This window comes from Nonomuraea fuscirosea (assembly GCF_003001935.1).
Classification (GTDB): Bacteria; Actinomycetota; Actinomycetes; order Streptosporangiales; family Streptosporangiaceae; genus Nonomuraea; species Nonomuraea fuscirosea.
The window spans coordinates 119,871-143,966 of the sequence record NZ_PVNG01000012.1 but is presented as its reverse complement, the minus strand read 5'-3'; the positions used below and the strand labels follow the sequence as shown (position 1 = coordinate 143,966).

Annotated in this window: 23 protein-coding genes; 5 read left to right on the top strand and 18 right to left on the bottom strand. The window is 72.1% G+C overall.

Features of this window, described 5'->3' with window-relative positions:
• Nucleotides 1-376: 376 nt before the first annotated feature.
• From B0I32_RS27245 to mraZ, 3 genes are all read right to left on the bottom strand, one after another.
• Complete coding sequence (locus B0I32_RS27245) at nucleotides 377-1,177, bottom strand: hypothetical protein (protein WP_146178334.1); 801 nt, start codon at nucleotides 1,175-1,177, stop codon at nucleotides 377-379.
• A complete protein-coding gene (rsmH, locus tag B0I32_RS27240) occupies nucleotides 1,167-2,132 on the bottom strand; it encodes a 16S rRNA (cytosine(1402)-N(4))-methyltransferase RsmH (RefSeq protein ID WP_106244595.1) in 966 nt (321 codons plus the stop codon). The genes B0I32_RS27245 and rsmH overlap by 11 nt, the downstream gene beginning before the upstream one ends.
• Before the next feature lie 223 nt (nucleotides 2,133-2,355).
• On the bottom strand, nucleotides 2,356-2,787 hold the full coding sequence (gene mraZ / locus B0I32_RS27235) for a division/cell wall cluster transcriptional repressor MraZ (RefSeq protein ID WP_106244593.1): 432 nt from the start codon (nucleotides 2,785-2,787) through the stop codon (nucleotides 2,356-2,358).
• Between the two features lie 397 nt (nucleotides 2,788-3,184).
• Between mraZ and B0I32_RS27230 the strand changes: the two genes are divergently transcribed.
• Genes B0I32_RS27230 through B0I32_RS27220 form a run of 3 tightly spaced genes read left to right on the top strand, consistent with a single transcriptional unit; the run spans nucleotide 3,185 to nucleotide 7,937 of the window.
• Complete coding sequence (locus B0I32_RS27230; protein WP_425438115.1) at nucleotides 3,185-4,234, top strand: AAA family ATPase; 1,050 nt, start codon at nucleotides 3,185-3,187, stop codon at nucleotides 4,232-4,234.
• A complete protein-coding gene (locus B0I32_RS27225; protein ID WP_106244590.1) occupies nucleotides 4,231-5,496 on the top strand; it encodes a DUF58 domain-containing protein in 1,266 nt (421 codons plus the stop codon). Before B0I32_RS27230 ends, B0I32_RS27225 begins: the two co-directional genes overlap by 4 nt.
• The gene (locus B0I32_RS27220; RefSeq protein WP_106244588.1) at nucleotides 5,493-7,937 is read left to right on the top strand and encodes a transglutaminase TgpA family protein; all 2,445 of its coding nucleotides are present in this window, start codon (nucleotides 5,493-5,495) and stop codon (nucleotides 7,935-7,937) included. Before B0I32_RS27225 ends, B0I32_RS27220 begins: the two co-directional genes overlap by 4 nt.
• A 256-nt stretch (nucleotides 7,938-8,193) precedes the next feature.
• On the opposite strand, the gene B0I32_RS27215 is transcribed toward B0I32_RS27220, so the two are convergent.
• From B0I32_RS27215 to B0I32_RS27175, 9 genes are all read right to left on the bottom strand, one after another.
• Nucleotides 8,194-8,604, bottom strand: a complete 411-nt coding sequence (locus tag B0I32_RS27215; protein ID WP_106244899.1) for a DUF3040 domain-containing protein — start codon at nucleotides 8,602-8,604, stop codon at nucleotides 8,194-8,196.
• Nucleotides 8,605-8,834: 230 nt separating this feature from the next.
• Entirely contained in the window at nucleotides 8,835-10,076 is a 1,242-nt protein-coding gene (locus B0I32_RS27210) for a DNA polymerase IV (RefSeq protein ID WP_106244587.1), read from the bottom strand.
• Nucleotides 10,077-10,148: 72 nt separating this feature from the next.
• Complete coding sequence (locus B0I32_RS27205; protein ID WP_245956058.1) at nucleotides 10,149-10,868, bottom strand: methyltransferase domain-containing protein; 720 nt, start codon at nucleotides 10,866-10,868, stop codon at nucleotides 10,149-10,151.
• A 528-nt stretch (nucleotides 10,869-11,396) separates the two neighbouring features.
• The gene (gene nusB, locus B0I32_RS27200; RefSeq protein ID WP_106244585.1) at nucleotides 11,397-11,807 is read right to left on the bottom strand and encodes a transcription antitermination factor NusB; all 411 of its coding nucleotides are present in this window, start codon (nucleotides 11,805-11,807) and stop codon (nucleotides 11,397-11,399) included.
• Nucleotide 11,808: 1 nt separating this feature from the next.
• The gene (gene efp / locus B0I32_RS27195; protein WP_106244583.1) at nucleotides 11,809-12,369 is read right to left on the bottom strand and encodes an elongation factor P; all 561 of its coding nucleotides are present in this window, start codon (nucleotides 12,367-12,369) and stop codon (nucleotides 11,809-11,811) included.
• A 26-nt stretch (nucleotides 12,370-12,395) separates the two neighbouring features.
• Nucleotides 12,396-13,433, bottom strand: a complete 1,038-nt coding sequence (locus B0I32_RS27190) for a M24 family metallopeptidase (protein WP_106244582.1) — start codon at nucleotides 13,431-13,433, stop codon at nucleotides 12,396-12,398.
• Nucleotides 13,434-13,601: 168 nt separating this feature from the next.
• The gene (locus tag B0I32_RS27185; RefSeq protein WP_181307829.1) at nucleotides 13,602-15,149 is read right to left on the bottom strand and encodes a serine/threonine-protein kinase; all 1,548 of its coding nucleotides are present in this window, start codon (nucleotides 15,147-15,149) and stop codon (nucleotides 13,602-13,604) included.
• Between the two features lie 194 nt (nucleotides 15,150-15,343).
• Nucleotides 15,344-16,624 carry a dicarboxylate/amino acid:cation symporter gene (locus tag B0I32_RS27180; RefSeq protein ID WP_245956057.1) on the bottom strand — a complete coding sequence of 427 codons (1,281 nt, stop codon included), beginning with the start codon at nucleotides 16,622-16,624 and terminating at the stop codon, nucleotides 15,344-15,346.
• Nucleotides 16,625-16,842: 218 nt separating this feature from the next.
• On the bottom strand, nucleotides 16,843-17,886 hold the full coding sequence (locus tag B0I32_RS27175) for an LLM class F420-dependent oxidoreductase (protein ID WP_106244576.1): 1,044 nt from the start codon (nucleotides 17,884-17,886) through the stop codon (nucleotides 16,843-16,845).
• A 95-nt stretch (nucleotides 17,887-17,981) separates the two neighbouring features.
• On the opposite strand from B0I32_RS27175, the gene B0I32_RS27170 reads away from it, so the two are divergent.
• Nucleotides 17,982-18,869 (top strand): endonuclease/exonuclease/phosphatase family protein, encoded by an 888-nt coding sequence (locus tag B0I32_RS27170; RefSeq protein ID WP_245956056.1) that lies wholly within the window; start codon nucleotides 17,982-17,984, stop codon nucleotides 18,867-18,869.
• 48 nt (nucleotides 18,870-18,917) lie between these two features.
• Here B0I32_RS27170 and B0I32_RS27165 read toward each other — a convergent pair whose 3' ends face one another.
• The 4 genes from B0I32_RS27165 to B0I32_RS27150 are packed head-to-tail and all read right to left on the bottom strand — an operon-like array spanning nucleotide 18,918 to nucleotide 22,563.
• Nucleotides 18,918-19,511 carry a nucleotidyltransferase family protein gene (locus tag B0I32_RS27165; protein WP_106244575.1) on the bottom strand — a complete coding sequence of 198 codons (594 nt, stop codon included), beginning with the start codon at nucleotides 19,509-19,511 and terminating at the stop codon, nucleotides 18,918-18,920.
• Nucleotides 19,508-20,635 carry an XdhC family protein gene (locus B0I32_RS27160; RefSeq protein WP_106244573.1) on the bottom strand — a complete coding sequence of 376 codons (1,128 nt, stop codon included), beginning with the start codon at nucleotides 20,633-20,635 and terminating at the stop codon, nucleotides 19,508-19,510. The genes B0I32_RS27165 and B0I32_RS27160 overlap by 4 nt, the downstream gene beginning before the upstream one ends.
• The gene (locus B0I32_RS27155; protein WP_106244571.1) at nucleotides 20,628-21,704 is read right to left on the bottom strand and encodes a vWA domain-containing protein; all 1,077 of its coding nucleotides are present in this window, start codon (nucleotides 21,702-21,704) and stop codon (nucleotides 20,628-20,630) included. Before B0I32_RS27155 ends, B0I32_RS27160 begins: the two co-directional genes overlap by 8 nt.
• Nucleotides 21,697-22,563 carry an AAA family ATPase gene (locus B0I32_RS27150; RefSeq protein WP_106244570.1) on the bottom strand — a complete coding sequence of 289 codons (867 nt, stop codon included), beginning with the start codon at nucleotides 22,561-22,563 and terminating at the stop codon, nucleotides 21,697-21,699. Before B0I32_RS27150 ends, B0I32_RS27155 begins: the two co-directional genes overlap by 8 nt.
• Nucleotides 22,564-22,803: 240 nt before the next feature.
• Between B0I32_RS27150 and B0I32_RS27145 the strand changes: the two genes are divergently transcribed.
• Nucleotides 22,804-23,043, top strand: a complete 240-nt coding sequence (locus B0I32_RS27145) for a hypothetical protein (protein WP_146178333.1) — start codon at nucleotides 22,804-22,806, stop codon at nucleotides 23,041-23,043.
• 78 nt (nucleotides 23,044-23,121) lie between these two features.
• Here B0I32_RS27145 and B0I32_RS27140 read toward each other — a convergent pair whose 3' ends face one another.
• Both B0I32_RS27140 and ribH read right to left on the bottom strand, forming a co-directional pair.
• Entirely contained in the window at nucleotides 23,122-23,580 is a 459-nt protein-coding gene (locus B0I32_RS27140) for a PH domain-containing protein (protein WP_245956055.1), read from the bottom strand.
• Between the two features lie 19 nt (nucleotides 23,581-23,599).
• Nucleotides 23,600-24,067, bottom strand: coding sequence for a 6,7-dimethyl-8-ribityllumazine synthase (gene ribH / locus B0I32_RS27135; RefSeq protein WP_106244567.1), 468 nt, complete (start codon nucleotides 24,065-24,067; stop codon nucleotides 23,600-23,602).
• Nucleotides 24,068-24,096 lie beyond the last annotated feature (29 nt).

The window sequence follows — 24,096 nt, the reverse complement described above, 5'->3', positions numbered from 1 at the left end:
GACCGGCCGCGCGGCTCCTCGCCCGGCTCGCGCGGCGGGCGGGTCCGGCCGTCGTCGTGCCCGAACGGCAGGTCGAGGGGGTCGAGCCGGTCGCGGGGCCGCCGCGGCGGATTCTCCGCCGAACCGGAGCGGCCCGTACCGGAGGAACGACCGCCGTCAGAACGGTCACCGTCGGACCGGCCGTCGTCGGAGCGCCCGTCGTCGAAACGATCCTCGTCGAAACGGCCACCGTCAGAACGGCCGCCGTCGGAGCGGCCGCCCTGACGCCCGCTCCTGCCCGGTCCCCCCGGCGTACGACGAGCGGCGCCTGGCCCTCCTTGAGAGCCGGCGCCGCCTGCGCCGCGGCCGGGTCCCTGCCCCCTGCCGCCCGAACCGCTCACCGTGTGCTGTCCGCCTGGCCGGGCTGTGTGTCGGTCGTGCCGCCGGTCCACGGGTTGACCTCGTCCCACCTGCGGCTGAGGCCCTGCTTGTCGGCCAGGTCGGCGATGACGCCGGGCTGCGTCTTGCGCTGGTACTCCTGCTCGATCTTCTCCTTCTCCTGCTCGGCCACCGCGATCTGCTCGCGCAGCGACGCGTCGGTGATCGCGTCCTGGGCCAGCATGGTGTTGAGCAGCAGCAGGCTGACGAGGCCGCCGCAGAGCAGGCCGACGACGAGCAGCACGAACGGCGCCCGCTGCCGGCGCGTCGGCTGCCGCCGTGCGGCGGGACGGGACGACGTCGCGGCACCGGTCTCGGGGCGTGCCGTACCGGCCGGCCGCTTGCCCGCGCCGGCGGGACGCGCCCGCTCGGCGGGCGGCGCGGTGCGGCTCGTCGCGGGACGCGTGCGGACCGGCGTCGCGCCCGCCTTGGCCCGGCCGCGCGCCGGCGCCTTGGGCTCGGCGCGCGGCCGTTCGCCCGGCGTCCTGCCCTCGGGGCGGGCCCGCTCGCCGACCGGGCTCTTGCCCTCGGCACGCTCGCGCTCACCGGCGGCTCTCCTGCCGTCGGCGCGCTCGCCCACGGGCCTGCTGCCGCCGGCGCGCTCACGCTCGCCGGCCGGCACCTTGCCGTCGGTCTCGGGGCGGGTGTCGGGACGGGGACGCGGCTTGGGCTGGTACGACGTCGCCGACCGGCGCGTGCCCGTCTTGGGCACGGCACGGCGGACAGGCGCACCCCTGCCGGTCTCCTGCTCAGTCGTCAACACGGATCCTCTCTGCCGCCCGTAGCCGGGCCGAGGCCGCCCGCGGGTTGCGGGCGAGCTCTTCGTCGCTTGGGAGCTCCGCTCCCCTCGTCAGCAGGCGGAACCTCGGCTGGTGAGCCGGTAGCGGGACGGGCAGCCCTGGTGGGCCGGTGTCCTTGGTTCGCGCCGTGAGGGCCTGCTTGGTGAGCCGGTCCTCGAGTGAGTGGTAGGAGAGCACGACCACTCGCCCACCGAGCGTCAGCGCGTCGAGTGCCGCGGGCAGCGCCGCCTCCAGGGCGGACAGCTCCGCGTTCACCTCGATACGCAGCGCCTGGAAAGTCCTCTTGGCGGGGTTGCCCCCGGTGCGCCGGGTAGCGGCGGGGATCGCGTCGCGCACGATGTCCGCCAGCCGCTTCGTCGAGGTTATTGCCTCTTTGGCCCGTTCTTTGATGATCAGGCCCGCGACACGCTGAGCGAATCTCTCCTCGCCGTAGTCGCGCAGGATGCGCGCGAGCTCCCGGGCGGAGTAGGTGTTGACCACCCGCTCGGCCGTCAGCTCCTGCGAGGTGTCCATCCGCATGTCTAGCGGGGCGTCATAGGAGTAGGCGAAGCCGCGCTCGGCCTCGTCGAGCTGCGGGGAGGAGACCCCCAGGTCGAACAGCGCCCCGTCGATGACCGGACGGCCCGCCTGGTCGAGCACCTCGGCCAGGTCGCCGGAGGAGGCGTGGACCAGGGTGGTCCGGTCCGCGTAGGGGCTGAGCCTGCGGGTGGAGAACTCGATCGCGAAAGGGTCGCGGTCGATCCCGATCAGGTGCAGTGCGGGGTGTGCGGCGAGCAGGGCCTCCGAGTGGCCGCCGAGGCCGAGGTTGGCGTCGACGACGACGGGTGCGGGCCCGGCCAGCGCGGGGGCGAGCAGCTCCAGAACGCGCTCGAGCATCACCGGAACGTGACCGCCCGTGCCGACGTTGTCGTCCATCTCCAACCCCCCTCTCGCGTCCTTGCTCGCGGATGACGCGTATCGCCGATCGTTCGCCGGTTCTTCCTGGGTCCCCACCCCGGCGCCGTCCGGCCAGGTCCCCATCCGCACCCTCTTCGTGGACGCCCGCCATCTGACACCGGGGAAGGTGCATCAGCTGGCGGACAGTGGTTGCGGGTGGAGACCTCGCCGAACGACATCACCGACGGATCGACCGTGGTCACTACAGAATCCCTGGCAGCACCTCCTCCGACAGCTCGGCGAACGCCTGCTCCTGCGCGCTGAGATAGGTGTCCCAGGCCTGCGCGTCCCAGATCTCCAGCCGGGTGTTGGCCCCGATGACGACGCAGTCACGTTCCAGCCCCGCGTACTGGCGGAGGCTCTGCGGGATCGTGATGCGTCCTTGTTTGTCTGGTTTCTCGTCGGACGCACTGGCGAAGAAGACGCGGCTGTAGTCACGCACCGCCTTGGCGGTGACCGGGGCGGTGCTGAGAGCCTCGGTAATGCGCTGGAACTCCTCCACGGGAAAGACGTAGAGGCATCGCTCCTGGCCTTTGGTGATCACAAGACCCTCCGCCAGCTCCTCACGGTACTTAGCCGGCAGGAACAGCCGTCCCTTGTCGTCCAGACGCGGTTGATGGGTGCCGAGGAACATCGGCCCCACCTCCCGTGCCTCGTGAAGCGCTCAGCGCTGGTGAGCCGGGCTCTCCACTGCGCACCACCATACTCCACTTCTCCCCACCGTCAACTGATTCGAACCGTCTTCATCATCGGTTTCCCTTGCGTTACCGCAGGTCAGAGCGATGGAGCGGAGTGGAGGGGGGTGAGCGCGCGGTCAACCCTCATGGGCGTGTCGAGGGTTTGAATCGCCGTGGAAATAGGGGCGGAGGGCGTACGGGGAGCCCGGCGGGGAGGAAAGTGGAGCGCTTGGCGGGTGCGCTGTGTCACGGGATTCGCACCTGTATGCGACATGAACCGGAACATCGCCGGGGTTCCCTGAATATCCACAAATGTCGCTGAAGAACCCACAGCGTCGTAGGGTCGTACAGACAATGGAAAAGGAATGGCATGGCTCCCGCAAAGGCACCGAACGGGACAGCCGTCGCACTTCTCATGGAGGCCTGGTGGCAGTAACCCATGACGTCCCTCCCCAGCTCGACGAGCTGGTCTCCACCGCCCACCGGATTCGGCAGGCGATCGAATCGGTGATCGAGGGTAAGAGCGACGCCGTCCGTCTGACGCTGACGGTCCTGCTCGCCGAAGGCCACCTGCTGATCGAGGACGTGCCCGGCGTCGGCAAGACGATGCTGGCCAAGGCGCTCGCGCGCTCCATCGACTGTCCCGTCCGGCGGGTGCAGTTCACCCCCGACCTGCTGCCCAGTGACATCACGGGGGTCAGCGCCTACAACCAGCAGACCCGGGAGTTCGAGTTCAAGCCCGGCCCGGTGTTCGCCAACATCGTGGTGGGCGACGAGATCAACCGGGCCTCCCCCAAGACGCAGTCCGCGCTGCTGGAGTGCATGGAGGAGCACCAGGTGACGGTCGACGGGAGGACGTACCCGCTGGACGCGCCCTTCATGGTGATCGCCACCCAGAACCCCATCGAGATGGAGGGCACCTATCCCCTCCCCGAGGCCCAGCGCGACCGCTTCACCGCGCGCGTGGCGATGGGCTACCCCGAGCCGCACGCCGAGCTGGAGATGCTCGACGTGCACGGGGGCACCTCGCCGCTCGACAAGCTCCAGCCGGTCGCGACGACGGCGGAGGTGCGCGCGCTCATCGAGGCCGTACGCGGCGTCTATGTCTCGCAGGCGGTCAAGAAGTACGCCATCGACCTGGTCGTGGCCACCCGCCACTCCCCCGACCTGCGGCTCGGCGCCTCCCCCCGGTCCACGCTGCAGCTCGTCCGGGCCGCCAGGGCGCACGCGGCGCTGACCGGCCGTGACTACGTCATCCCCGACGACCTGCAGGACCTGGCCATCCCCGTGCTGGCCCACCGGCTGCTGCCCAGCGTCGAGGCGCAGGGACAGCGGCGGCTGCCCGAGCAGGTGGTGACCGATCTGATCAGGCGCGTGCCGGTGCCGGAGACGCGAGCGTCGTGAGGGCCGGACTGCGGGCGCTGACCTCCAGGGGCAGGTCGTTCCTCGCCTCCGGGATCGCGGCCCTGCTCATGGCCGTCATCCTCGGGGAGAACGACCTGTTCAGGATCGGGGTCCTGGTGACGGCGCTGCCGCTGCTGGCCGCGATGGTGGTGGCGCGCACGCGCTACCGGCTGAGCTGTGCCAGGCGCCTGGACCCGCCGCGGGCCGAGGTGGGCGGCGAGGCCACCGTGACCCTCCGGCTGGAGAACGTGACCCGGCTGCCGACCGGCCTGCTGCTGATCGAGGACACGGTCCCGTACGCGCTGGGCGTGCGGCCCCGGTTCGTGCTCGACCGGGTGGAGCCGCGCGGCGTGCGCGAGATCGACTACCGGGTGCGCTCGGACCTGCGCGGCCGCTACACGATCGGGCCGCTGGCCATCCGCATCGCCGACCCGTTCGGGCTGGTCGAGCTGACCCGCTCGTTCACGATCAGCGACACGCTCGTGGTGACGCCGCACGTCGCGGCGCTGCCCCACGTACGGCTCTCGGGTGAGTGGACGGGCGGCGGCGACAGCAGGACCAGGAGTGTGGCGGCGGCCGGCGACGACGACGTGGCGCCGCGCGAATACCGGCAGGGCGACGACCTGCGCCGGGTGCACTGGCGCTCGACCGCCCGCTACGGCGAGCTGATGGTGCGCAGGGAGGAGCAGCAGTGGCAGAGCCGCGGCGCCCTCCTGCTCGACACCCGCAGGCACGCCCACCGCGGCGAGGGCCCGCGCTCGTCCTTCGAGGTGGCGGTCTCCGCGGCGGCCTCGATCGGCGTGCACCTCGCGCGTGAGGGCCTCGGCCTGCGGCTGGTGACCGACCAGGGCGCCGAGCACCTGACCGACGACGGGCTCAGCTACTCGCTGCTCGACACGCTCGCCGTGATCCGGCACAGCCCGGCCCGCTCCCTGGAGATGGGGGTGTCGGCGCTGCGGCAGGGCGGCGGCGACGGGCTGATCGTGGCGGTGCTCGGCGCGCTCGACCCCGAGGAGGCCAGGGAGCTGGCCCGGCTGCGGCACAGCGGCATCACGGGCGTGGCCGTCCTGCTCGACGTGGGCACCTGGGAGAGCGGCGGCGGCCAGGCCGCCGCCGAGAACCAGCAGGCGGTGGAGACGGTCCTGGCCGGGTACGGCTGGCGCATCGTCCGCCTGCCGGCGGGCACCTCGATCGCCTCCGTGTGGCAGGACGCCGCCAGCCGCGGCAGATATACGGTCGACCGCACGGGGGGCGCGGCATGAGACTCACGATCGCCTCGGGAGTGGCCTCGTTCACCGCGGCCATCCTGCTCTATCCGCTCTTCCAGGGCGGGACCTGGTTCTGGACGTCGCTCGGCGCCGTGCTGGCCGTGGTCGCGGCGGGCCTCATCAGCTCCCGCCTGTCCCTGCCCGCGTGGGCGGCGCCGCTGCTCGGCCTGGCCGCGACGTGGGTCTACCTGACCGTCGCGTTCGCCGCCGGCAAGGCGTGGGCGGTGGTGATCCCCACCAAGTCGTCGGTGCTGGAGCTGGCCAGGCTGCTGGGCACCGGCTGGGACGACATCCAGCGCTTCGCCGCGCCGGTGCCGGAGACGAGGGGCATCACGCTGCTGACCGCGGGCGGGGTGGCGGTCATCGCCATCGCGGTCGACCTGCTCGCCGCGCGCGTACGGCGGGCGGCCCTGGCCGGGCTGCCGCTGCTGGCGCTGGCCACGGTCCCGGCGACGATCCTGGCCGAGCCGATCAGCTGGCCCGCGTTCATCGTGGCCGCGCTCGGTTTCGTCAGCCTGCTGATCTCCGACGGACGCGAACGGGTCGGCCACTGGGGCCGGGCGGTGCTGGTGCGCAGGACGCGTTCGGCCACGTCGCCGTCCCCGTCCCGGTCCGCGCCGGGCGGCGCTCGCGCCGCGGCCGACACCAGGGGCCTGCGGCTGTCGGGCAAGCGCATCGGGTTCGCCGCGATCCTGCTGGCGGTGCTGCTGCCCGCGGCGCTGCCGGCGATGGAGCCGGTGTCGTTCTTCACGTTCGGCGTGGGCGGCAGGGGCTCGGGACCGGGCAACTCGATCAGCATCGCCAACCCGATCGCCAGCCTGAAGGGGCAGCTGGACCTGCCGGAGCGGCGGGTCGTGCTGACCTACACCAACAACGACGACACGCCGCGCTACCTGCGGATCTACGCGCTGGACACGTTCGACGGGCAGCAGTTCGGGATGACGCAGCCCAAGGGGGCGCCGCAGAACAGGACGGAGAACGGCCCGCTGCCGCCGCCGCCCGGGCTCGGTCGCGACCCGCAGATCACCAACGTGGTCACCAGCGTCCAGATCAGCGACGACCTGGCGCGGCTGCGGTTCCTGCCGCTGCCGTACCCGCCGCGGCAGATCAGGGTGGACGGCGACTGGCGGGCCGACGTGGACACGCTGATGGTCTTCTCCACCCGCGAGGAGGCCGCCGGCATCGAGTACGAGGTGCTCACCAGCGAGCCGAAGCCGACCGCGTCCCTGCTCGAATCGCTCGACGGCGCGCAGCCGAACACCGACCCGCGCTTCCTCCGGCTGCCGGAGAACCTGCCCCCCGAGATCGCCCAGCTGGCGGACGAGGTCACCGCGGGCGCCGGCACCACCTACGAGGCGGCGGTGAAGCTGCAGGAGTTCTTCACCAGGACCGGCGGCTTCACCTACAGCCTGCGCACGCAGGGGCACGGCAACTCGGCGCTGCGGGACTTCCTGCTGCGCGACCGGACGGGCTACTGCGAGCAGTTCGCCGCCTCGATGGCGGTGCTGGCCAGGCTGGTGGGCATCCCGTCGCGGGTGGCGATCGGCTACACCGGCGGCGTCAAGATGGGCGACCGGTGGGAGGTGGGCACGAACGACTCCCACTCCTGGCCGGAGCTGTACTTCGAGGGCGTCGGCTGGCTGCCGTTCGAACCGACCCCGTCGGGGGCGGCCGGGCAGGGCAGCGCCCGCGTGCCGGAGTACACGCAGCCCCGTCCTGAGACCACGGAGGAGTCCACGTCCCCGACGCCGGGGGCGACCAGCTCCTCGGCCGACGAGCCGCAGGACCCGTCGGCCCGCCGCAACCCGCGCGAGGTGGACCGCGAGGGCACGGTCCTGCCGGGCGAGCTGCCGCCGGACGACTCGATGCCGCTGATCGCCCAGATCGGCATCGGGGCGGCGGCGCTGCTCCTCGTCCTGCTGATCCCCGCGGGAGTGCGGATGGTGACCAGGAACAGGCGCGTGCGCAGCCTGGGCTTCAAGGTCGCGCAGCCCGCCGACGAGCTGACGGCCAGGATGGCGTCGAGCAGGAGTCACACGTCGGTGGCCGCCGCGTGGGCCGAACTGGACGACGTCCTGTACGACTACGGCATGGCCCGCGGGGCCAGCGAGACCCCGAGAGCGCTGGCGCGGCGGCTGACCCAGCAGTACGAGTTCGACGCCGGCTCCGCTGCGGCCATCACGAACATCGCCTCGGCGGTGGAGCGGGTGCTGTTCGCCAGGGACGCGGGCCGGATCGAGCCCATGCGCAAGGACCTGCGCAAGGTGCGGCAGGCGCTGGCGGCGACGACGTCACGCGGACGGCGGGTGCGCGCGGTCCTGCTGCCCCCGTCTACGCTGCGGCGGCTGCGGCTGCTGGGTGAGCGGCTGCTCGACGGGTTCGACCTGCTGGAGAACATCGGGTTGCGGCGGACGGCGGCCCAGAAGGGCTCCTGAGCGGCGGACGAGGCGACGCGGCCGTTTCCCCTGGAGGGGGCGGCCGCGTCGTCGTCTCCGGCACGGCCGTTACTCCGCGCGGGCCTTGTCGCGGTCCCGTCGCGGGCCTTTCGCAGCGGCGACCCTGACCTTTCGCAGGCCGTTCGCAGGTGGGGAACCCCGGTCTTCACGGGGCCTTCTGTGCAAGAAGGAACCCCGGCCCGACGCGGCCGCCCCTCCGTGCGGAGGGACGGCCGCGACCGGTCGGTCTGGCGGGTCAGCGCTCGTCGTGACGGCGGCGCCAGCGCTCTTCCATGCGTTCCATGAAAGTGCCCCGGTTGCTCCGGCGGGCCTGCTTGCCCGGAGGAGCGGCGGCGCCGGCGGCGGGGGCGGAGGAGTCACCGAACCCGTTCATCTTTTTCCAGCTGGACAAGCCCCACAGACACGCGGCGAGCATGACCACGAAACCGCCGACGCCGAGCGGGATCAGAGCGCTGCCGCTCATGACGACGCCGACCATCATCACCACGACACCGAGGGCAAAGCCGATGGAGGCTTTGACCAGGCGGCGCTTGTAATGGCTGCGCGGATCACTGATCCTTACGGTGTTGGCCCACTTCGGGTCCTCGGCGTAGAGGGCCTGCTCGATCTGGTCGAGCAAGCGCTGCTCGTGCTCAGAGAGCGGCACGGCGCCTCCCAAGGACGGCCCCAGGACGGGGAAGACGGCAACGGACGACACGGGGTGTCCGAACCTCGCGGTCGGTCATCCCCAGAATACGAGGCTGTAGACGTAGGCGAAAGCAAACGTCCAACGCAGACCAAACCGGAGGTGACGTCATGGCTCTATTGTGGACCATCTCGCCCCCCTCTCCCCAAAATCCTGACACGGATGCCCCCACCAAGTCCGGACATCGAACGTCATGTCTCTATTTCATCAAGCTTGCCACGTACTAGCGACGCCGGGAGCACCGCATCGGGTCCGAATCTCTGAATGGCCTTGTCCATGGCCTGCTCCGCCTCGCGCCACCCGGTCTCCTTCTCGCCGAGACCGAGCTGACGGGTGGCCTCCGCGGCCGGTCGCAGATTTTCCATCCTGACCCCTACCAGGCGCATGCGCACCCGATCGAGACCGGCCGCCTCGAACAGCTCGACGGCGGTGGCGTAGACGACCTGGGCCACGTCGGTGGGCTCACGCAGCGTGCGCGAGCGGGTGATCGTGCTGAAATCGGCTCGGCGTAGCTTCACACTTACAGTTCTTCCCACGTGACCGGCCTTACGCATCCGCGCCGCCACCCGCTCCGAAAGACGCAGCAGCTCCCGCTTGATCACCTCGGGATCGTCCACGTCCGCCGCGAACGTCTCCTCGTTGCCGATGCTCTTGTCGGGCACGTGGGAGGTCACCGGCCGCTCGTCGCGGCCCCAGGCCAGCGCGGCCAGATGGCCGCCCGCCGCCTGGCCCAGCTCGCGCTGGAGCGTCGCGGGCGGCACCCTGGCCAGGTCTCCGACCGTACGGATGCCCAGGCGCACCAGGGACTGCTCGGTACGCTCACCGACGCCCCACAGGGCCGAGACGGGCAGCGGATGGAGGAAGTCGACCACCTGACCGGCGGGCACCACCAGCAGCCCGTCGGGCTTGCACTGCTTGGAGGCGAGCTTTGCCACGAATTTGCTGCTGGCCACGCCCACGGAGCACGTGATGCCGAAGCGGTCGAGGACCTGCTCCCTGATCATGGCGGCCACGGCCGCGGGCGGGCCGAGCCGCCGCCTGGCGCCGCCGACGTCGAGGAACGCCTCGTCGGAGGCGATGGGCTCCACCAGCGGGGTGATGGCGTGGAAGATCTCCATGACGCCCTTGGAGACCTCGGCGTATTTCCCGTGGCTGGGCGGGATGATCGTGGCCTGCGGGCAGAGCCTGCGCGCCCTGCTCATCGGCATCGCGGAGTGGACGCCGTGGGCCCTGGCCTCGTAGGTGGCGCTGAGCACGACGCCGCGCCCGGCCGGCGAGCCCACGATCACCGGGCGGCCGCGCAGCTCCGGGCGCTCGAGCAGCTCGACGCTGGCGTAGAAGGCGTCCATGTCGACGTGGAGGATCGGGCAGCCGCTGTCATCGGCCCCGGTCCGTGGAGCGGGGCCGATGCCGGTGATCTGCTTGCGGGACACGCGACCGATTCTATCCGAACAGACGTTCTATACCGAGGGGGGCCACCATCGTTTCTTTCCTCTCCGCGAGCCCTAGATACGGTGCCCCAGGACGTGCAGCTGAGTCGCGACGTCACGCAGCACGGGATGGGTCGCGGCGGCCTGCTCCAGCGCCACCAGGGCCTCGGCCGCGCCGGGTTCGCCGTCCACCAGCCGGCTCGGCACCAGGTCGGCGAACACGCGCACGCCGTGGACGGGACCGGGCGAGAAGCCGGTCGCGGTCAGCAGCTCGACCAGCGTGCCGGCGGCGAACCGCCGGGGCGTGGGGTCGCGGTCGCCCCAGCTGCCCCGCGGATCGGTCAGCACCGCCCTGGCCTCGTCGAACTGCCCCGACAGCGCGCGGTGGATGGCGCTGGCCACGGGGTTGGCGGCCAGCACGCTGACGGCGCCGCCCCGGCGCAGCAGGCCCGCGACCGCGGTCAGCGCGCTGATCGGGTCTTCCACGTATTCCAGCACGCTGTGGCAGAGCACCAGGTCGGCGCAGTCGCGGCTGAGCAGCTCGCCGAGGTCGGCGGCGTCGCCCTGGAGGCCGCGCACGGCGACGCCCTTCTCCTTGGCGCGGCGCTCCAGCGCGGCCAGCGAGTCGGGGCTCGGGTCCACGACCGTGACGGCGTGCCCGAGCAGGGCCAGCGGCACCGCGAACCCGCCGGTGCCGCCGCCGGCGTCGACGATGTCGAGCGACTCGCGGCCGGTGGCCGCCGTGCGCTCGGCCAGCATGGACCGCAACGCGTCCCAGACGACGGCGGTCCGCACCGCCGGGGTCCTCGTGACGCCTTCAGCGCGCAACGTCGGCTCGCCTCCCTCTCCCTCGCGACGCCCGGACGACGACCGCCCTCGCGACCGTCGCCCTCGCGAACGTGCACGTCGCGCCGGGCTTTCCTCGTGGACTCGACTCGTGGACTGGTGGACGGGCCCAGCCTACGCCGTACGCGGGAGCTCCCGCTCGCCGTGGAGCACATGGGCTGCCGCGGATCGGAGGGAGGTGCGGGACACGCCCGGCCGGGCAGACCGGGCGCACAGGTCACACGGGCGCAGAAACGGCCACGGAAGCGGGGGTGCGGGGATGCGGGCACAGGACCTGGGCGCCGGTGTCGGTGTCGGACACACAAGCACGGAAAGGGGCGCGTCGCGGCTGGTGACGCGCCACTTGTCCGTACGGCCGCGAGGTGCGCGGTCACAGGCCGGGCGGATGTCGCCAGACCTGGCCACGCGTGCCCGCGCGGGCCGGCGTGGTTGGAACGTACCCCGAACTCGCCCTCCAGGCCCGCCGAAACGGGGTGTCTAAAGGGTGAGGCTTGGCTTGAGTTGTTTGAAGCGGGCCAGCAGCCCGTTGACGAACTGGGGTGATTCGTCGGTCGAGAGCTCTCCCGCCAGGTGCACCCACTCGCTGATGACCACGCCTTCCGGCACGTCGGGGATCCACAGCAGCTCGTAGGTGCCGCCACGCAGCAGGTTACGGTCGACCGCGGGCATCCGGTCGAGCGTCCAGCCCTCGGCGTAGGTGGTGATCAGTTCGTCGATGCGCGCGTGGTGCCTGGCGACGCCCTCGACGATGGCCGAGGTGTATTCGTTGACCGGCGGCTCCTGCCGCTCCACGCGCTCGGCGAGGATCTTCAGCGGATCCTCGCCGCGCAGCTCTGCCTCGAAGAGGATGTCGAGCGCTCTTCTGCGTGCTTTGCCGCGTGCCGACACCTCAGGCCCGGCCGAGGTATTCGCCGCTGCGGGTGTCGACCTTGACCCTCTCGCCGGTGGTGATGAACAGCGGGACCTTGATCTCGGCGCCCGTCTCCAGCGTGGCGGGCTTGGTGCCGCCGGTGGAGCGGTCGCCCTGCAGGCCCGGCTCGGTCTCGGAGATGGTCAGCTCGACGGCCGCGGGCAGGTCGACGTAGAGCGCGGAGCCCTCGTTGAACGCGACCGTGGCCAGAGTGTTCTCCAGCATGTAGTTGGCGGCGGTGCCGACGGTGCCCTGGGGCACGTTGACCATGTCGTAGGTCTCGGTGTCCATGAAGACGAAGTCGTCGCCGTCCTTGTACGAGTACTGCATCTCGCGCTTGTCGACGTTGGCCACGTCGACCTTGACGCCGGCGTTGAAGGTCTTGTCGACGACCTTGCCGGAGAGCACGTTCTTGAGCTTGGTGCGCACGAACGCGCCGCCCTTGCCCGGCTTGACGTGCTGGAACTCCACAACGGCCCACAGCTCCCCGCCGTCGAGCTTCAGCACCATGCCGTTCTTGAGGTCGTTGGTCGTCGCCACTCGTTCTTCTCCCGCGTGTGGCCGCTCTAAAGGACGAGCAGCTCCTTGGTCGTCTTGGTGAAAAGTTCCGGCCCGCCCTCACGTGTCACCAGGGTGTCCTCGATGCGAACCCCGCCCCGGCCAGGAAGATAAACCCCGGGCTCGACGGTGATCGGAACTCGATCCTCTAGTCTACCGGTCCTGGCGGGGCCGAGGAACGGCTCCTCGTGGATCTCCAGGCCGACACCGTGGCCGAGACCGTGCCTGAAGTGGCCTCCGTGGCCCGCCTCCGCGATGACGGAACGGGCCGCCGTGTCGACCTCCCTGGCCGTGGCGCCGGGGACGAGGGCGTGCCGGCCGGCCCGCTGCGCCGCGGCGACGAGGTCGTAGAGCTCGCGCTGCCAGGCGGCGGGCGCGCCGAGGCTGACCGTCCTGGTCATGTCGGCGTGGTAGCCGTCGTACCGTGCGCCGAAGTCCATCGTGACCAGGTCTCCCGCGCGCAGCTCCCTGGAGGTGGGGGCGTGGTGCGGGACGGCGCCGTTCTCCCCCGCGGCCACAATGGTGTCGAACGCCGGCTTGTCGGCGCCGAGCTCGGCCATGCGGCTCTCCAGCAGGCGCGCCAGTTCGCGCTCGGTCATCCCGGGGGCGATGGCGGGGCAGACGTCGGTGAACGCCTGGTCGGTGATCTCGCACGCGGTACGGATGCGGTCCAGCTCGGCCTCGTCCTTGACCGCCCGCAGCGGCTCCACCACCGGCCCCAGCGGCACGAGCCCCTCCCCGAGCCTCTGGTAGGCGGCCACGCTCATGCTCGCCGCCTCGATCCCCGTACCCGGCTCGGCCAGCCGGCCCGCCACGTCGGCCGCCTCCTCGCTGGGGACGTCGAGCGCGCGGGCCGCCTCGATGTAGCGGTTGTCGGTGACCAGCAGCGCGCCGCCGTCGGCCCGGACCAGGACGGCGGCGTTCGAGCTGGCCAGCCCGGTGAGGTAGCGGACGTTGACGGGCGAGGTGACGAGCAGGGCGTGGACCCCGTGGGCGGGCAGCAGCCCGGCCACCCGCGCCCGGCGCGCCGGATAGTCGAAGGTCATGAGATCAACCTACGCGGTATGCCCCGATCGTCACCGCCGTCCGCTTCGCCCTGTCGGGCGAGCGGGATCGCCACCCGTCACGCGAGCCGTTCAGCCCCGTCAGGCGGGCCGGTTCGCCGCCGTCAGGCGGGCCGCTTCACCTCGTAGGGCGGGCCGGTTCGCCCGCCGTCAGGCGCCCCGGCCGTACCGGTCGGGGATGCGCCAGTCGAGCAGGAACCGCGCCGCGGGGCCCGACCCGTTCATGTCGCCCTTCTCCTGGGCCCGCACCAGGTCGCGGTAGACGCCGGCGGCGTGGTCCAGCGCGGAGTCGACGTGCCCCTCGCGAGCCTTCCTGGCCGCCTTCCGCAGCTTCTCGTGGGCCTTGCCGGCGACCGCGGGGTTGATGCCGTTCACCTTCTCCTGCGCTGTGATCGCCTCGTCGAACCGCTGCAGCCACTTGCCGTACCCGCCGGCCGGCGCCACGTCCCCGAGGGTCGCCTTGGGCGCGGCGGTCTCGATCAGCGAGGTCGGCTCGTCGTCGGGATCGAGCGTGCGCACCAGGCCGGATCCGTCGTCATCGTCGGTGGGCGTGGGGAACGGCGTCGTGGGGGGCGGCTCCTCGGTCGTGAGTGTGGGGGTCGGCGTCGGGCTCAGCACCGCGACCGGCGGCTCTCTCCTCGCTCCCGCCCACATCACCATGCCCACCGTCACGGCCGCGATCACCAGCACGGCGACGCCGAGCTGGATCATCAGCTTGCGGTTGAGGCCTGAGGGCGGGGCGGGCTCCAGGTCGCCCGCCTGGTAGATGGCGGTGTCACCGGCACGCGGCGGCGGCCCGCCGAGGTGCTGGAACACCTCGGTGGCACCAGAGCCGGCGCCCTGCCCGGACCCGGCCACCGCCCCCATCGCCCCCGCCACACCGGGCGCCGCGCCCATCGCGCCCGTCTGACCGGGCGCCGCAGGAGGAGCCTGGGGGGCGGGTTTGGGCCGGGCGATGGCGGCCAGGGTCCTGCGGATGTTCTCCCCGCTGGTGGGCCGCTGCGCCGGATCCTCGGCGAGCATGGCCAGCAGCAGCCGGTCGAGCTCGGGCGAGACCTCGTTCCTGATCGCGCTGGGCGGGACGGGCCGTCCCCCGTTCTCCCCCGCCGTCTCCACGGGCACCCGCCCGCACAGCAGCTCGTAGCAGACGCAGCCGAGCGCGTACACGTCGCCGGGGGCCTGCGCGGGCTGGCCCGCGGCCCGTTCCGGCGCCGCGTACCGCTCGTCGCCCCGTACCGGCTCGCGGTCGTCCATCCCGAACCCGACGACCTTGAGCACCCCGCTGCCCGCCAGGCGGAAGCTGTCCGGATCGACCTGACCGTGGACGACGCCGGCGCGGTGCGCCGCGTCGAGCCCGGCCGCCGCCTGGCCGACCAGGTCGCACACCTCCATGATCCGCAACTGCCCGCGCGCGGCGCGCTCCTCGCGCAGGCTGTTCCCGGTGAGGTACTCCATCACCAGGAACGGCGCCCCTTCGTGCTCGCCGACGTCCAGCACCATGGCCACGTTCGGATGGATCACCCTGGCCACGGCCTGGGCGTGCTGCCTGAGCACCTCCCGGGTGCCGGCGCCGGCGGCCTTGGCGCCGAGCACCTTCACGGCCACCACCCAGTCGGCCCGCGTGTCGTATCCGCGCCACACCTCGCCCATCGGGCCGCTGCCGATGCGCTCGTCGAGCCGGTACCGGTCAGCGATCAAGGACGGCGCGCGCTCCGTCGCGTCGGACATATCCCCGCCAATTACTCGAAAGTTGAGATTTCCGACCACCATAGGCCCCCACGGCCACCGCCGCCCCTCCAACGCCCCGGACGCGTCCCGTGCGAAGTTCAGCGGCGTTCACGGGAACGCGAAAGGGAGGGGACGGAACTCCGCCCCCTCCCTTCGCCGCACTGTCAGGCCAGGGCCGGCTGCGGGACGCGCGGCGCGGGCGCGTCGTCGAGCGACTGCGGCGGCGCGTTGAAGACCGCCGTGTCCAGGCGGCCCTCCGACCGCGCCACCAGCACCGGCACCACCATCTGGCCCGTCACGTTGGTCGCGGTGCGGATCATGTCGAGGATCGGGTCGATGGCCAGCAGCAGGCCGACGCCTTCCAGCGGCAGCCCCAGCGTGCTGAGCGTGAGCGTCAGCATGACGGTCGCGCCGGTCAGCCCCGCCGTCGCGGCCGAGCCGATCACCGACACGAACGCGATCAGCAGGTAGTCACCCACCCCGAGCTGCACCCCGAACACCTGCGCCACGAAGATCGCCGCCAGCGCGGGGTAGATCGAGGCGCAGCCGTCCATCTTGGTGGTCGCCCCGAACGGCACCGCGAAGGCGGCGTAGTCGCGGTCCACGCCGTTGCGCTCGATGGTGACCCGCTGCGTCAGCGGCAGCGTGCCGACCGAGGAGCGGGAGACGAAGGCCAGCTCGATCGCGGGCCAGGCGTTGCGGAAGAAGGCGACGGGGCTGACCTTGCCCCAGAGCGCCAGCAGGGCCGGGTACACGGCCAGCAGCACCACGAAGCAGCCGATGTAGACCCCGGCGCTGAACTTGGCCAGCGGCGCGAGCAGGTCCCATCCGTACGTGGACACGGCCTTGCCGATCAGGCCCGCGGTCCCGATGGGGGCCAGGCGGATGACCCACCACAGCGCCTTCTGCACCAGCTCCAGCACGGAGCGGGCGAGGCCGAGGAACGGCTCGGCCTTCTCGCCGGCGGCGAGGGCCGCGGCGCCGAGCACGGCCCCGAGGAAGACGATCTGCAGCACGTTCATCTCGGTGAAGGCGGTGACGATGTTCGTCGGCAGGACGCCGGTGACGAAGTCGAGCCAGGTGCCGGCGTGCTCGGGGGCCTTGGCGGCGCCGGTGTCGAGGGTGACGCCCTGGCCGGGGTTGATGACCAGGCCGAGGGCGATGCCGACGACGACGGCGACCAGCCCGGTCGCGAGGAACCAGAACAGCGTCTTGCCCGCCAGGCGGGCCGCGCCGCTGACGTTGCGCAGGTTCGCCACGCTGACCAGCACGGCGGTGAAGACGAGGGGCGGGACGGCCAGCTTGAGCAGCTGGACGAAGATCTGGCCGACCCGGGTCAGGGTCTCGGTCAGCCAGGTCACGTCCCACGTTCTGGCGGCGAAGCCCAGCGCCACGCCGGCGACGAGGCCCAGCAGCAACTGCAGGGAGAAGGAGAATCTCTTCACGGAGGGGTACGACTTCCGGTGCGAGGGCATGCCGAGGGCGCGCCCGGGTGAGGACAGGGACGAACGCGGGGGCGGCGGTCAGTGACACATCGATCCGTGCCACCGGCACAGATCGATGTGCAGCCGCTCGACGAGCCACACGATCACCACGGAGAACCTCACGAGGCGCTACAACACCGGTAAATTCAGCCGGATTCCCCCATCCGGGGTGATTCACCTCACTCGGCGGCGATCTCCCTGATCGTCTCGATCAGCCGCAGCCGCTCCTCGTGCGTCCGGCCCAGCGGCGTCACGTTGAGCGTGGTCACGCCCGACTCCTTCAGCGCCCGCACGCGGTCGCGGACGAACCCCTCGCTGCCGATCAGCGACATCTTCTCCAGCAGCTCCGCCGGGACCTGCGCGGCCGCCTCCTCCTTCCTGCCCTCCAGGTAGAGCTCCTGGATCAGCTCGGCCTCCTTCTCGTAGCCGTAGCGCCTGGCCAGGTCGTTGTAGAAGTTCCTGCCCTTGGCGCCCATGCCGCCGATGTAGAGCGCCGCCATCGGCCGCCCGAACTCCAGCAGCCCCGACACGTCGTCGCCGATCGCCAGCGACGCCTGCGCGATCACGTCCAGCTCGCCCAGCTCGGGATCGCGCCTGGCCCTGCCCGCGGCCAGGGCGGGGCCCCAGACGTCGGCGGCCTTCTCGGGCACGTAGAAGATCGGCTCCCAGCCCTCCGCCACCTCGGCGGTCAGCTCGACGTTCTTGGGCCCGATCGCGGCGACCACGATGGGGATGCGGGCGCGTACCGGATGGTTGATCAGCTTCAGCGGCTTGCCCAGGCCCGTGCCCTGGTCGGCGGGGAGCGGCACGGTGTAGTGGCGCCCCTCGAAGCTGACCCGCTCACGCCGCCAGACCTGGCGGCAGATCTCGATGACCTCCCTGGTACGCCCGAGCGGCGCGGTGTACGGCACCCCGTGGAAGCCCTCGATCACCTGCGGCCCCGAGGCTCCGAGGCCGAGCGTGAAACGCCCGTCGGAGACGTAGTCCAGGCCCGCCGCCGTCATCGCCAGCAGCGTCGGCGTGCGCGAGTAGATCGGCAGGATGCCGGAGGCGATCTGCAGCCGCTCGGTCTTCGCCGCGATGTAGCCCATCTGGCTGACGGCGTCGAACGAGTACGCCTCCGCCACGAACACGATGTCGAGCCCGGCCCGCTCGTAGTCGGCCAGCTCGGCGACCGTCTCCTTGAAACCGCCCGAGTAATTGAGTGCCATCCCGATGCGCATGCCCGGCTCTCCCGCCCAACCGAATGATGTTCTGTTATGCCTGGACCACCCTATCGCGTCGGCGTGGCGCACCGGGAGCCGCTAGCCTGGATCAAGTGCTGAGCCGGGTCGTCGTCGTCGTATCCGCCGTGGTGGCCGTGGCCCTGGCGGGTCATCAGCTGATCCCCGCGTTCGGCGGATTCACCCCTGTCATGGAGAGCCTGCTGCCCTGGCTGGGGCTGGCGGTCCCGGTGCTGCTGGCGGCCGCCGCCATGGCACGGTCCACCAGGGCCGCCGCCGTCGCGCTGGTGCCGGGGGTGGTCTGGGCGGTGATGTTCGGCTCCGCGCTCCTGCGCACCCCGCCCGGCGGGCCCAGCGACCTCACCGTCGGCACCGTCAACGTGGGCGTGCGCAACAGCGCCTCGGGCGAGGCCGTACGTGCGATCGCCAAGGACCTCGACGTCCTGGCCGCCCAGGAGCTGACCAGCGGCGGGCCCGCGGCCAAACAGCTCAACAAGATGTTCAAGTACCACTACCCGGTCAGCACGGTCGGCCTGTGGAGCCGCTATCCGATCAGCGACACCAAGCCGCTCGACGTCGGCATGGGCTGGCCGCGCGCGCTGCGGGCGGTCGTCTCCACGCCCAAGGGCAAGGTGACCGTCTACGTCATGCACCTCGCCTCGGCCAGGCCCGGCCACACCACCTCGCGGGACGCCTCGCTGGCGCAGGCGCGCAGGCTCATCGACGCCGACCCGAGCAAGCGCATCCTGCTGCTCGGCGACCTCAACACCGCCACCACCGACCGGGGCATGCGCGGGCTGACGCCGCCCCTGACCGACGCCCAGAGCGCGGCGGGCGACGGGTTCGGGTTCACCTGGCCGGCCGAGTTCCCGATCACCCGGCCGGACCACATCCTGTTCAAGGGCATGACCGCCACCGAGGCGGGCGTCGCCCCGGCGACCGGCAGCGACCACCGCGCCGCCATCGCCTCCCTGCGCTTCTGAACGTCCGCGCGTCCGGGTACGCGCGCGTCCGCGCACCCGGGCGTCCGGCTAGGTGAGCGCCGCCCCCGGGCGGCCGGCCTTGAGCCGCAGGCGGTCCAGGTCCTGCGGGGTGTCGATGTCGGCGGGGTCGCCGTGCTCATCGCACGCCACCTCGGTGACCAGCTCGGGATGCGCCTTCATGAACGGCCGCGCTCCCACGTCCCCCACAGCCAGCGCGGACACCTCGGCGAAGTGCTCCCTGGCGATCAGCACCGGGTTCCTGCGCCGGCCGCCGTAGGTCGCGACCGCCAGCCCGGCCCCCGAGGCGATCAGCGCGCGGACCGCGCCCGGCCCGATCAGCGGCTGGTCCACCAGCGCCACCACCACCGACTCCGCCCCCTCCGGCAGCGCGGCCAGCCCCAGCCGCAGGGAGGAGCCCATGCCGGAGGCCCAGTCCGGGTTGCGCACCGTGACCGCCCCGCGTACCTGCACCGTGGCCGCGCCGAGCACGACCACGACCGGATGGCAGCCGCCCTCGTCCAGCAGCCGCACGCCGCGCTCCACCAGCCGCTCGCCACCGAACTCGACCAGCGCCTTCGGCCGGCCCAGCCGGGTGCCCTCGCCGGCGGCCAGCAGCAGCCCCGCGACCCCGCCGGTCCTCACGGCGTCTCGGGCCCGGCGCCGGGCCGGAGCTCGGGCTGCTTCTCGTGGTGGATGCGCCCCTCCGTCACCGACAGCGGGCGTCCTGAGCCGCCCCAGCGCAGCTGGATGAGCTCGGCGGCGATGGACACGGCCGTCTCCTCTGGCGTACGCGCGCCGAGGTCGAGGCCGATGGGCGAGCGCAGCCTGGCCAGCTCGGCCTCGGTCAGGCCGGACTCGCGCAGCCGTTCGAGACGGTCCTCGTGGGTGCGGCGGGAGCCCATCGCGCCCACGTAACCCGCGCCGGTGCGCAGCGCCACCTCCAGCAGCGGCACGTCGAACTTGGGGTCGTGGGTCAGCACGCAGATGACCGTGCGCTCGTCCACCTGCACGGAGGCCAGGTAGTCGTGCGGCCACTTGACCACGACCTCGTCGGCGTCGGGGAACCGCTTGGCGGTGGCGAAGACCGGCCGCGCGTCGCACACGGTGACGTGGTAGCCGAGGAACTTGCCCACCCTGGCCACCCCGGCGGCGAAGTCGATCGCCCCGAACACCAGCATCCGCGGCGGCGGCGCGAACGAGTGCACGAACACCGCCAGGTCGTCCAGCCGCCGCTCCCCCTGCCCCCCGTAGTGGCGCAGGCCGGTCAGGCCCTGGGCGAGCATGCCGCGGGCGTCGTCGTCCACGGCCTCGTCGAGACGGTCCAGGCCCAGCGTGCCCGCCGAGCGGTCGGTCCAGATGATCCGGCGCGCGCCCACCTGGCCGGGGCCGGAGACGATCGTGGCCACCGCGACCGGCTGGTGCGCCTCCACCGACGCGGCGATCTCCCCCAGCTCGGGGAAGGTCTCCAGCGAGACGGGCTCGACGAGGATGTCGATGATGCCGCCGCAGGTCAGGCCGACGGCGAACGCGTCGTCGTCGCTCACCCCGTACCGCTGCAGGACAGGGGTGTCGACCTCGGCGGCCAGCTCGAACACCGCGCCCTCGACGCAACCGCCGGACACGCTGCCGACCACCTCGTCACCCCGCACCGCCATGGCCGCCCCCGGCTGCCTGGGCGCGCTGCTCCACGTGCCCACCACGGTGGCCAGGCCGAACTTGAGCCCCGACCGCCACCACTTCATGATCTCCGGCAGCACGTCACGCATGGGCGAGCCTTTCGCTGAGTCGCTCGTAGGCGGCCAGGCTGTGCCCGGCCACCAGGTCGTCGAGGTGGGGCAGGGCGGCGCGCATGCCGCCGGTGAGCGGCTGGTAGTCCGCGTATCCCTTGTGCGGGTTGACCCAGATCACCCGGTACGCCTGCCGGGCCAGCCGGGCCATCTGGGTGCCCAGCAGCTCGGGATCGCCGCGTTCCCACCCGTCCGAGGCGATCACCGCGATCGCGCCCCTGGCGCTGTAACGGGTGAGGAATTCCTTGAGTTCCGCGCCCAGCCGGGTGCCGCCGCTCCAGTCGGGGATCACCTTGGACGCCTCGTTCAGCGCGGTGCCCGGGTCGCGGTGGCGCAGCTCGGCCGTGATCGGGGTGAGCCGGGTGCCGACCGAGTAGACCCTGGTGGCCCTGGGCTCGCTCCTGACCAGCGCGTGGGCGAAGCGCAGCAATGTCTCGGCGTACGGGGCCATCGAGCCGCTGACGTCCACCAGCAGCACGACCGTGCGCGGCCTGGAGGTGTGCCTGCGGCGGCGGAGCCTGGCCACCTCGCCCTTCCTGAGCGCGTCGCGGATCGTCCTGCGCTGGTCCAGGCCGCCTCGGTGGGCGCTCTCGAAGCGGCGCGAGCGCCGCCGGGCCCGGCCGCCCTTCAGCATGGCCAGCATCCGGTGCACCTCGGCCCGTTCGGCCTCGCTCAGCCGGGCCACGTCACGGTGGCGGAGCACCTCCATCCGGCTGGCGGTCGCGGGGGCCGTGGTGCCGTCGTCCTCGCCCGCCTCGCCGTCGCCGTCGCGCGCGGCCAGGTGCCGGGTGACGCTCGTGACCGTCGTCCGCGCCGGCGCCGCCCGTTGCCCGCCGAAGTAGGCGGCGAAGCAGCGGTCGTAGCGGGGCAGGTCGTCGGGCGTGGCGCACAGCGTCAGCCGCCCGGCCCAGTAGACCTCGCCGGGATCGTCCACGTCGAGGTGGTCGAGGGCGCGCAGCAGGTTCTGGGTCCGCTCTTGATCGGCCGCGACGCCCGCCGCGCGCAGCGTCCTGGCGAACCCCGTCATGGTGGCGGCCAGCTCATTCATGGGAGAGCAGCCCGTTGCCGAGCACCGCCGCGACGTCCTCCCGGTATTTCAGCGCCGCGCCGAGCGTGGCGGCGGCCCGGCCGGGGTCGAGCTCCTTGGCGCCCAGCGTCAGCAGCGCCTCGGTCCAGTCGAGCGTCTCGGCCACCCCCGGCGGCTTGACCAGGTCGGCCCGGCGCAGCCGTTCGGCCGCCCGCGCCACCTGCGCCGCCAGCGTCTCGGTGCACTCGGGCAGGCGGCGCAGCAGGATGGCGACCTCGCGGTCGAAGCCCGGGTGCTCCAGCCAGTGGTAGAGGCAGCGGCGCTTGAGTGCGTCGTGCACCTCGCGGGTCCTGTTGGAGGTGACCACGACGACCGGCGGCGTGCTCGCCTTCACCGTGCCCAGCTCGGGGATGGAGATGGTGAAGTCGGAGAGCACCTCCAGCAGGAACGCCTCGAACTCGTCGTCGGCCCGGTCGATCTCGTCCACGAGCAGCACGCTGGGCTGCGTCTCGACGGCCTTCAGCAGCGGCCTGGCGATGAGGAAGCGGCGGTCGTAGATCTCGCCCTCCAGCCTGGCCACGTCGGTGACCCCGGCCGCCTCGGCGGCCTTGAGGTGGAGGAGCTGGCGGGCGAAGTCCCAGTCGTACAGGGCCTGGGCCGCGTCCAGCCCCTCATAGCACTGGAGTCTGATCAGCGGCGCGTCCAGCAGCGCGGCGAGGGTCTTGGCCAGCTCCGTCTTCCCGACCCCCGCCTCGCCTTCGAGGAAGAGCGGCCGTCCCATGCGCAACGCCAGGAAGGCCGCCGTGGCCAGGCCCTCGTCGGCCAGATAGGCGTGCCGGTCGAGCAGCTCGATGAGCTTGTCCGGCGACTCGATGTCCATTGCCCTGATTGTCCGCCGCAGCACCCCTTCAGGCTACGTCCCCACCCGGCCTCCGCGATATTCACCCGCGTATTCACCCGGAGCGACCGTCACGAACTGTAAGCTTCTGCTCACCGAACGAGAGGACGACAAGGCATGCCCCCGAGCCTTGCCCAGGCAATGCCGATGGAGACGCTCCGCCGCCCCGATCTCGGCGTCGAGCCGCCGGCCCGTACGGAAAATCGGTGAGGATTGATGCTGATGCAGCTCAGTACGCCCGAACCCTGGGACAGACCCGTGTCCCATGAGGCCAGGCAGCAGAGCAAGATAACCGCGGCGCGGCGGGCGATCGACGTCGCCCTGCAGACCCGTTTCCTGTGGATCAGCCGGGAGGAGCACGAGGCCATCTTCTCCTGCGAGGACCTCGATCACCTGCAGCACCTGCTCATCCGCATCCTCACCGTCGACACGGTGGACGAGCTCTTCCCCGAGCCGGGCTAGCCGCACGGACCGGAACCCCGATCCCCCTGGCGCTTGCGGATCAGGGCCTTTCCTCGTGCGCCTCCCCGCGCTCGCGGATCAGGGCCTTTCCTCGTGCGCCTCCCCGCGCTCGCGGATCAGGGCCCTCAGCTCGGCCAGGGCTTGGCGGGCGCGCTCCTTCTCCGAGCCCTGGATGCCCATGGCGCCGACGGTGTGGCCGTCGGAGAAGTCGATCCGCGGCCACGGATCACCCACCACCATCGTCACCTCCAGCGCCTCCGGCCACGTGTAGCGGTGGGTGCGCACGGCGTTGACGATCGTCAGGCCCTTCTCGTCGGCCTCCACGCGCACCCGGCCCAGCAGATGGAGCACGTACGCCACCGCGCACCCGAACGCCACGATCGCCACCCGGTCGGGCAGCTGGAACGGCCGCGCGATGAAGACCGCCATCACCACCGCCCCCAGCACGATCACGACGGCGAAGCCGTAGGCGACGACGCGTCCCCGGCGCGGGCGCCAGGTGACGGGCAGGGGCGGCGGGGACACGGGCTCTGACACGAGGGAAACCTACCGTAACTCAGGCCAGGTCCCTGAGGAGGAGGGCGGTCTCGAGAGCGGCGACGGCCGACTCGTACCCCTTGTCCTCCTTGCTGCCCGGCAGGCCCGAGCGGTCGAGTGCCTGGTCCATCGTCTCGCAGGTGAGCACGCCGTTGCCGACCGGTGTCCGTTCGTCGAGCGAGATCCGGGTCAGGCCGGAGGTCACCGAGTCGCAGACGTAGTCGAAGTGGGCGGTCTCGCCGCGGATGACCGCGCCCAGCGCCACCACCGCGTCGCAGCGGCGGGCCAGCGCCTGGGCGACCACCGGGATCTCCAGCGAGCCCGGCACGCGTACGACCGTCGCCGTCGCGCCGCTGTCGGCGCACGCCTGCACCGCGCGTGACACCAGCTGGTCGGTGATCTTGGCGTGCCAGCTCGCCGCCACCACGCCCACCGTCAGCCCCGACGCGTCGGGCGCCGTGGCGCCCGGCCGTCCTTCCCCGCTCATGCCTCCTCCTTCACCGGCCGCGGCCGGTC

Bases quoted from the DNA above. Each gene is read 5' to 3' on its own strand.
- ribH (WP_106244567.1), bottom strand. From the start codon at position 24,067: ATGAGCGGGGAAGGACGGCCGGGCGCCACGGCGCCCGACGCGTCGGGG.
- B0I32_RS27160 (WP_106244573.1), bottom strand. From the start codon at position 20,635: ATGCGTGACGTGCTGCCGGAGATCATGAAGTGGTGGCGGTCGGGGCTC.
- B0I32_RS27220 (WP_106244588.1), top strand. From the start codon at position 5,493: ATGAGACTCACGATCGCCTCGGGAGTGGCCTCGTTCACCGCGGCCATC.
- B0I32_RS27155 (WP_106244571.1), bottom strand. From the start codon at position 21,704: ATGAATGAGCTGGCCGCCACCATGACGGGGTTCGCCAGGACGCTGCGC.
- B0I32_RS27175 (WP_106244576.1), bottom strand. From the start codon at position 17,886: ATGCGCATCGGGATGGCACTCAATTACTCGGGCGGTTTCAAGGAGACG.
- rsmH (WP_106244595.1), bottom strand. From the start codon at position 2,132: ATGGACGACAACGTCGGCACGGGCGGTCACGTTCCGGTGATGCTCGAG.
- B0I32_RS27145 (WP_146178333.1), top strand. From the start codon at position 22,804: ATGCAGCTCAGTACGCCCGAACCCTGGGACAGACCCGTGTCCCATGAG.
- B0I32_RS27190 (WP_106244582.1), bottom strand. From the start codon at position 13,433: ATGACCTTCGACTATCCGGCGCGCCGGGCGCGGGTGGCCGGGCTGCTG.
- mraZ (WP_106244593.1), bottom strand. From the start codon at position 2,787: ATGTTCCTCGGCACCCATCAACCGCGTCTGGACGACAAGGGACGGCTG.
- B0I32_RS27230 (WP_425438115.1), top strand. From the start codon at position 3,185: ATGGAAAAGGAATGGCATGGCTCCCGCAAAGGCACCGAACGGGACAGC.
- B0I32_RS27150 (WP_106244570.1), bottom strand. From the start codon at position 22,563: ATGGACATCGAGTCGCCGGACAAGCTCATCGAGCTGCTCGACCGGCAC.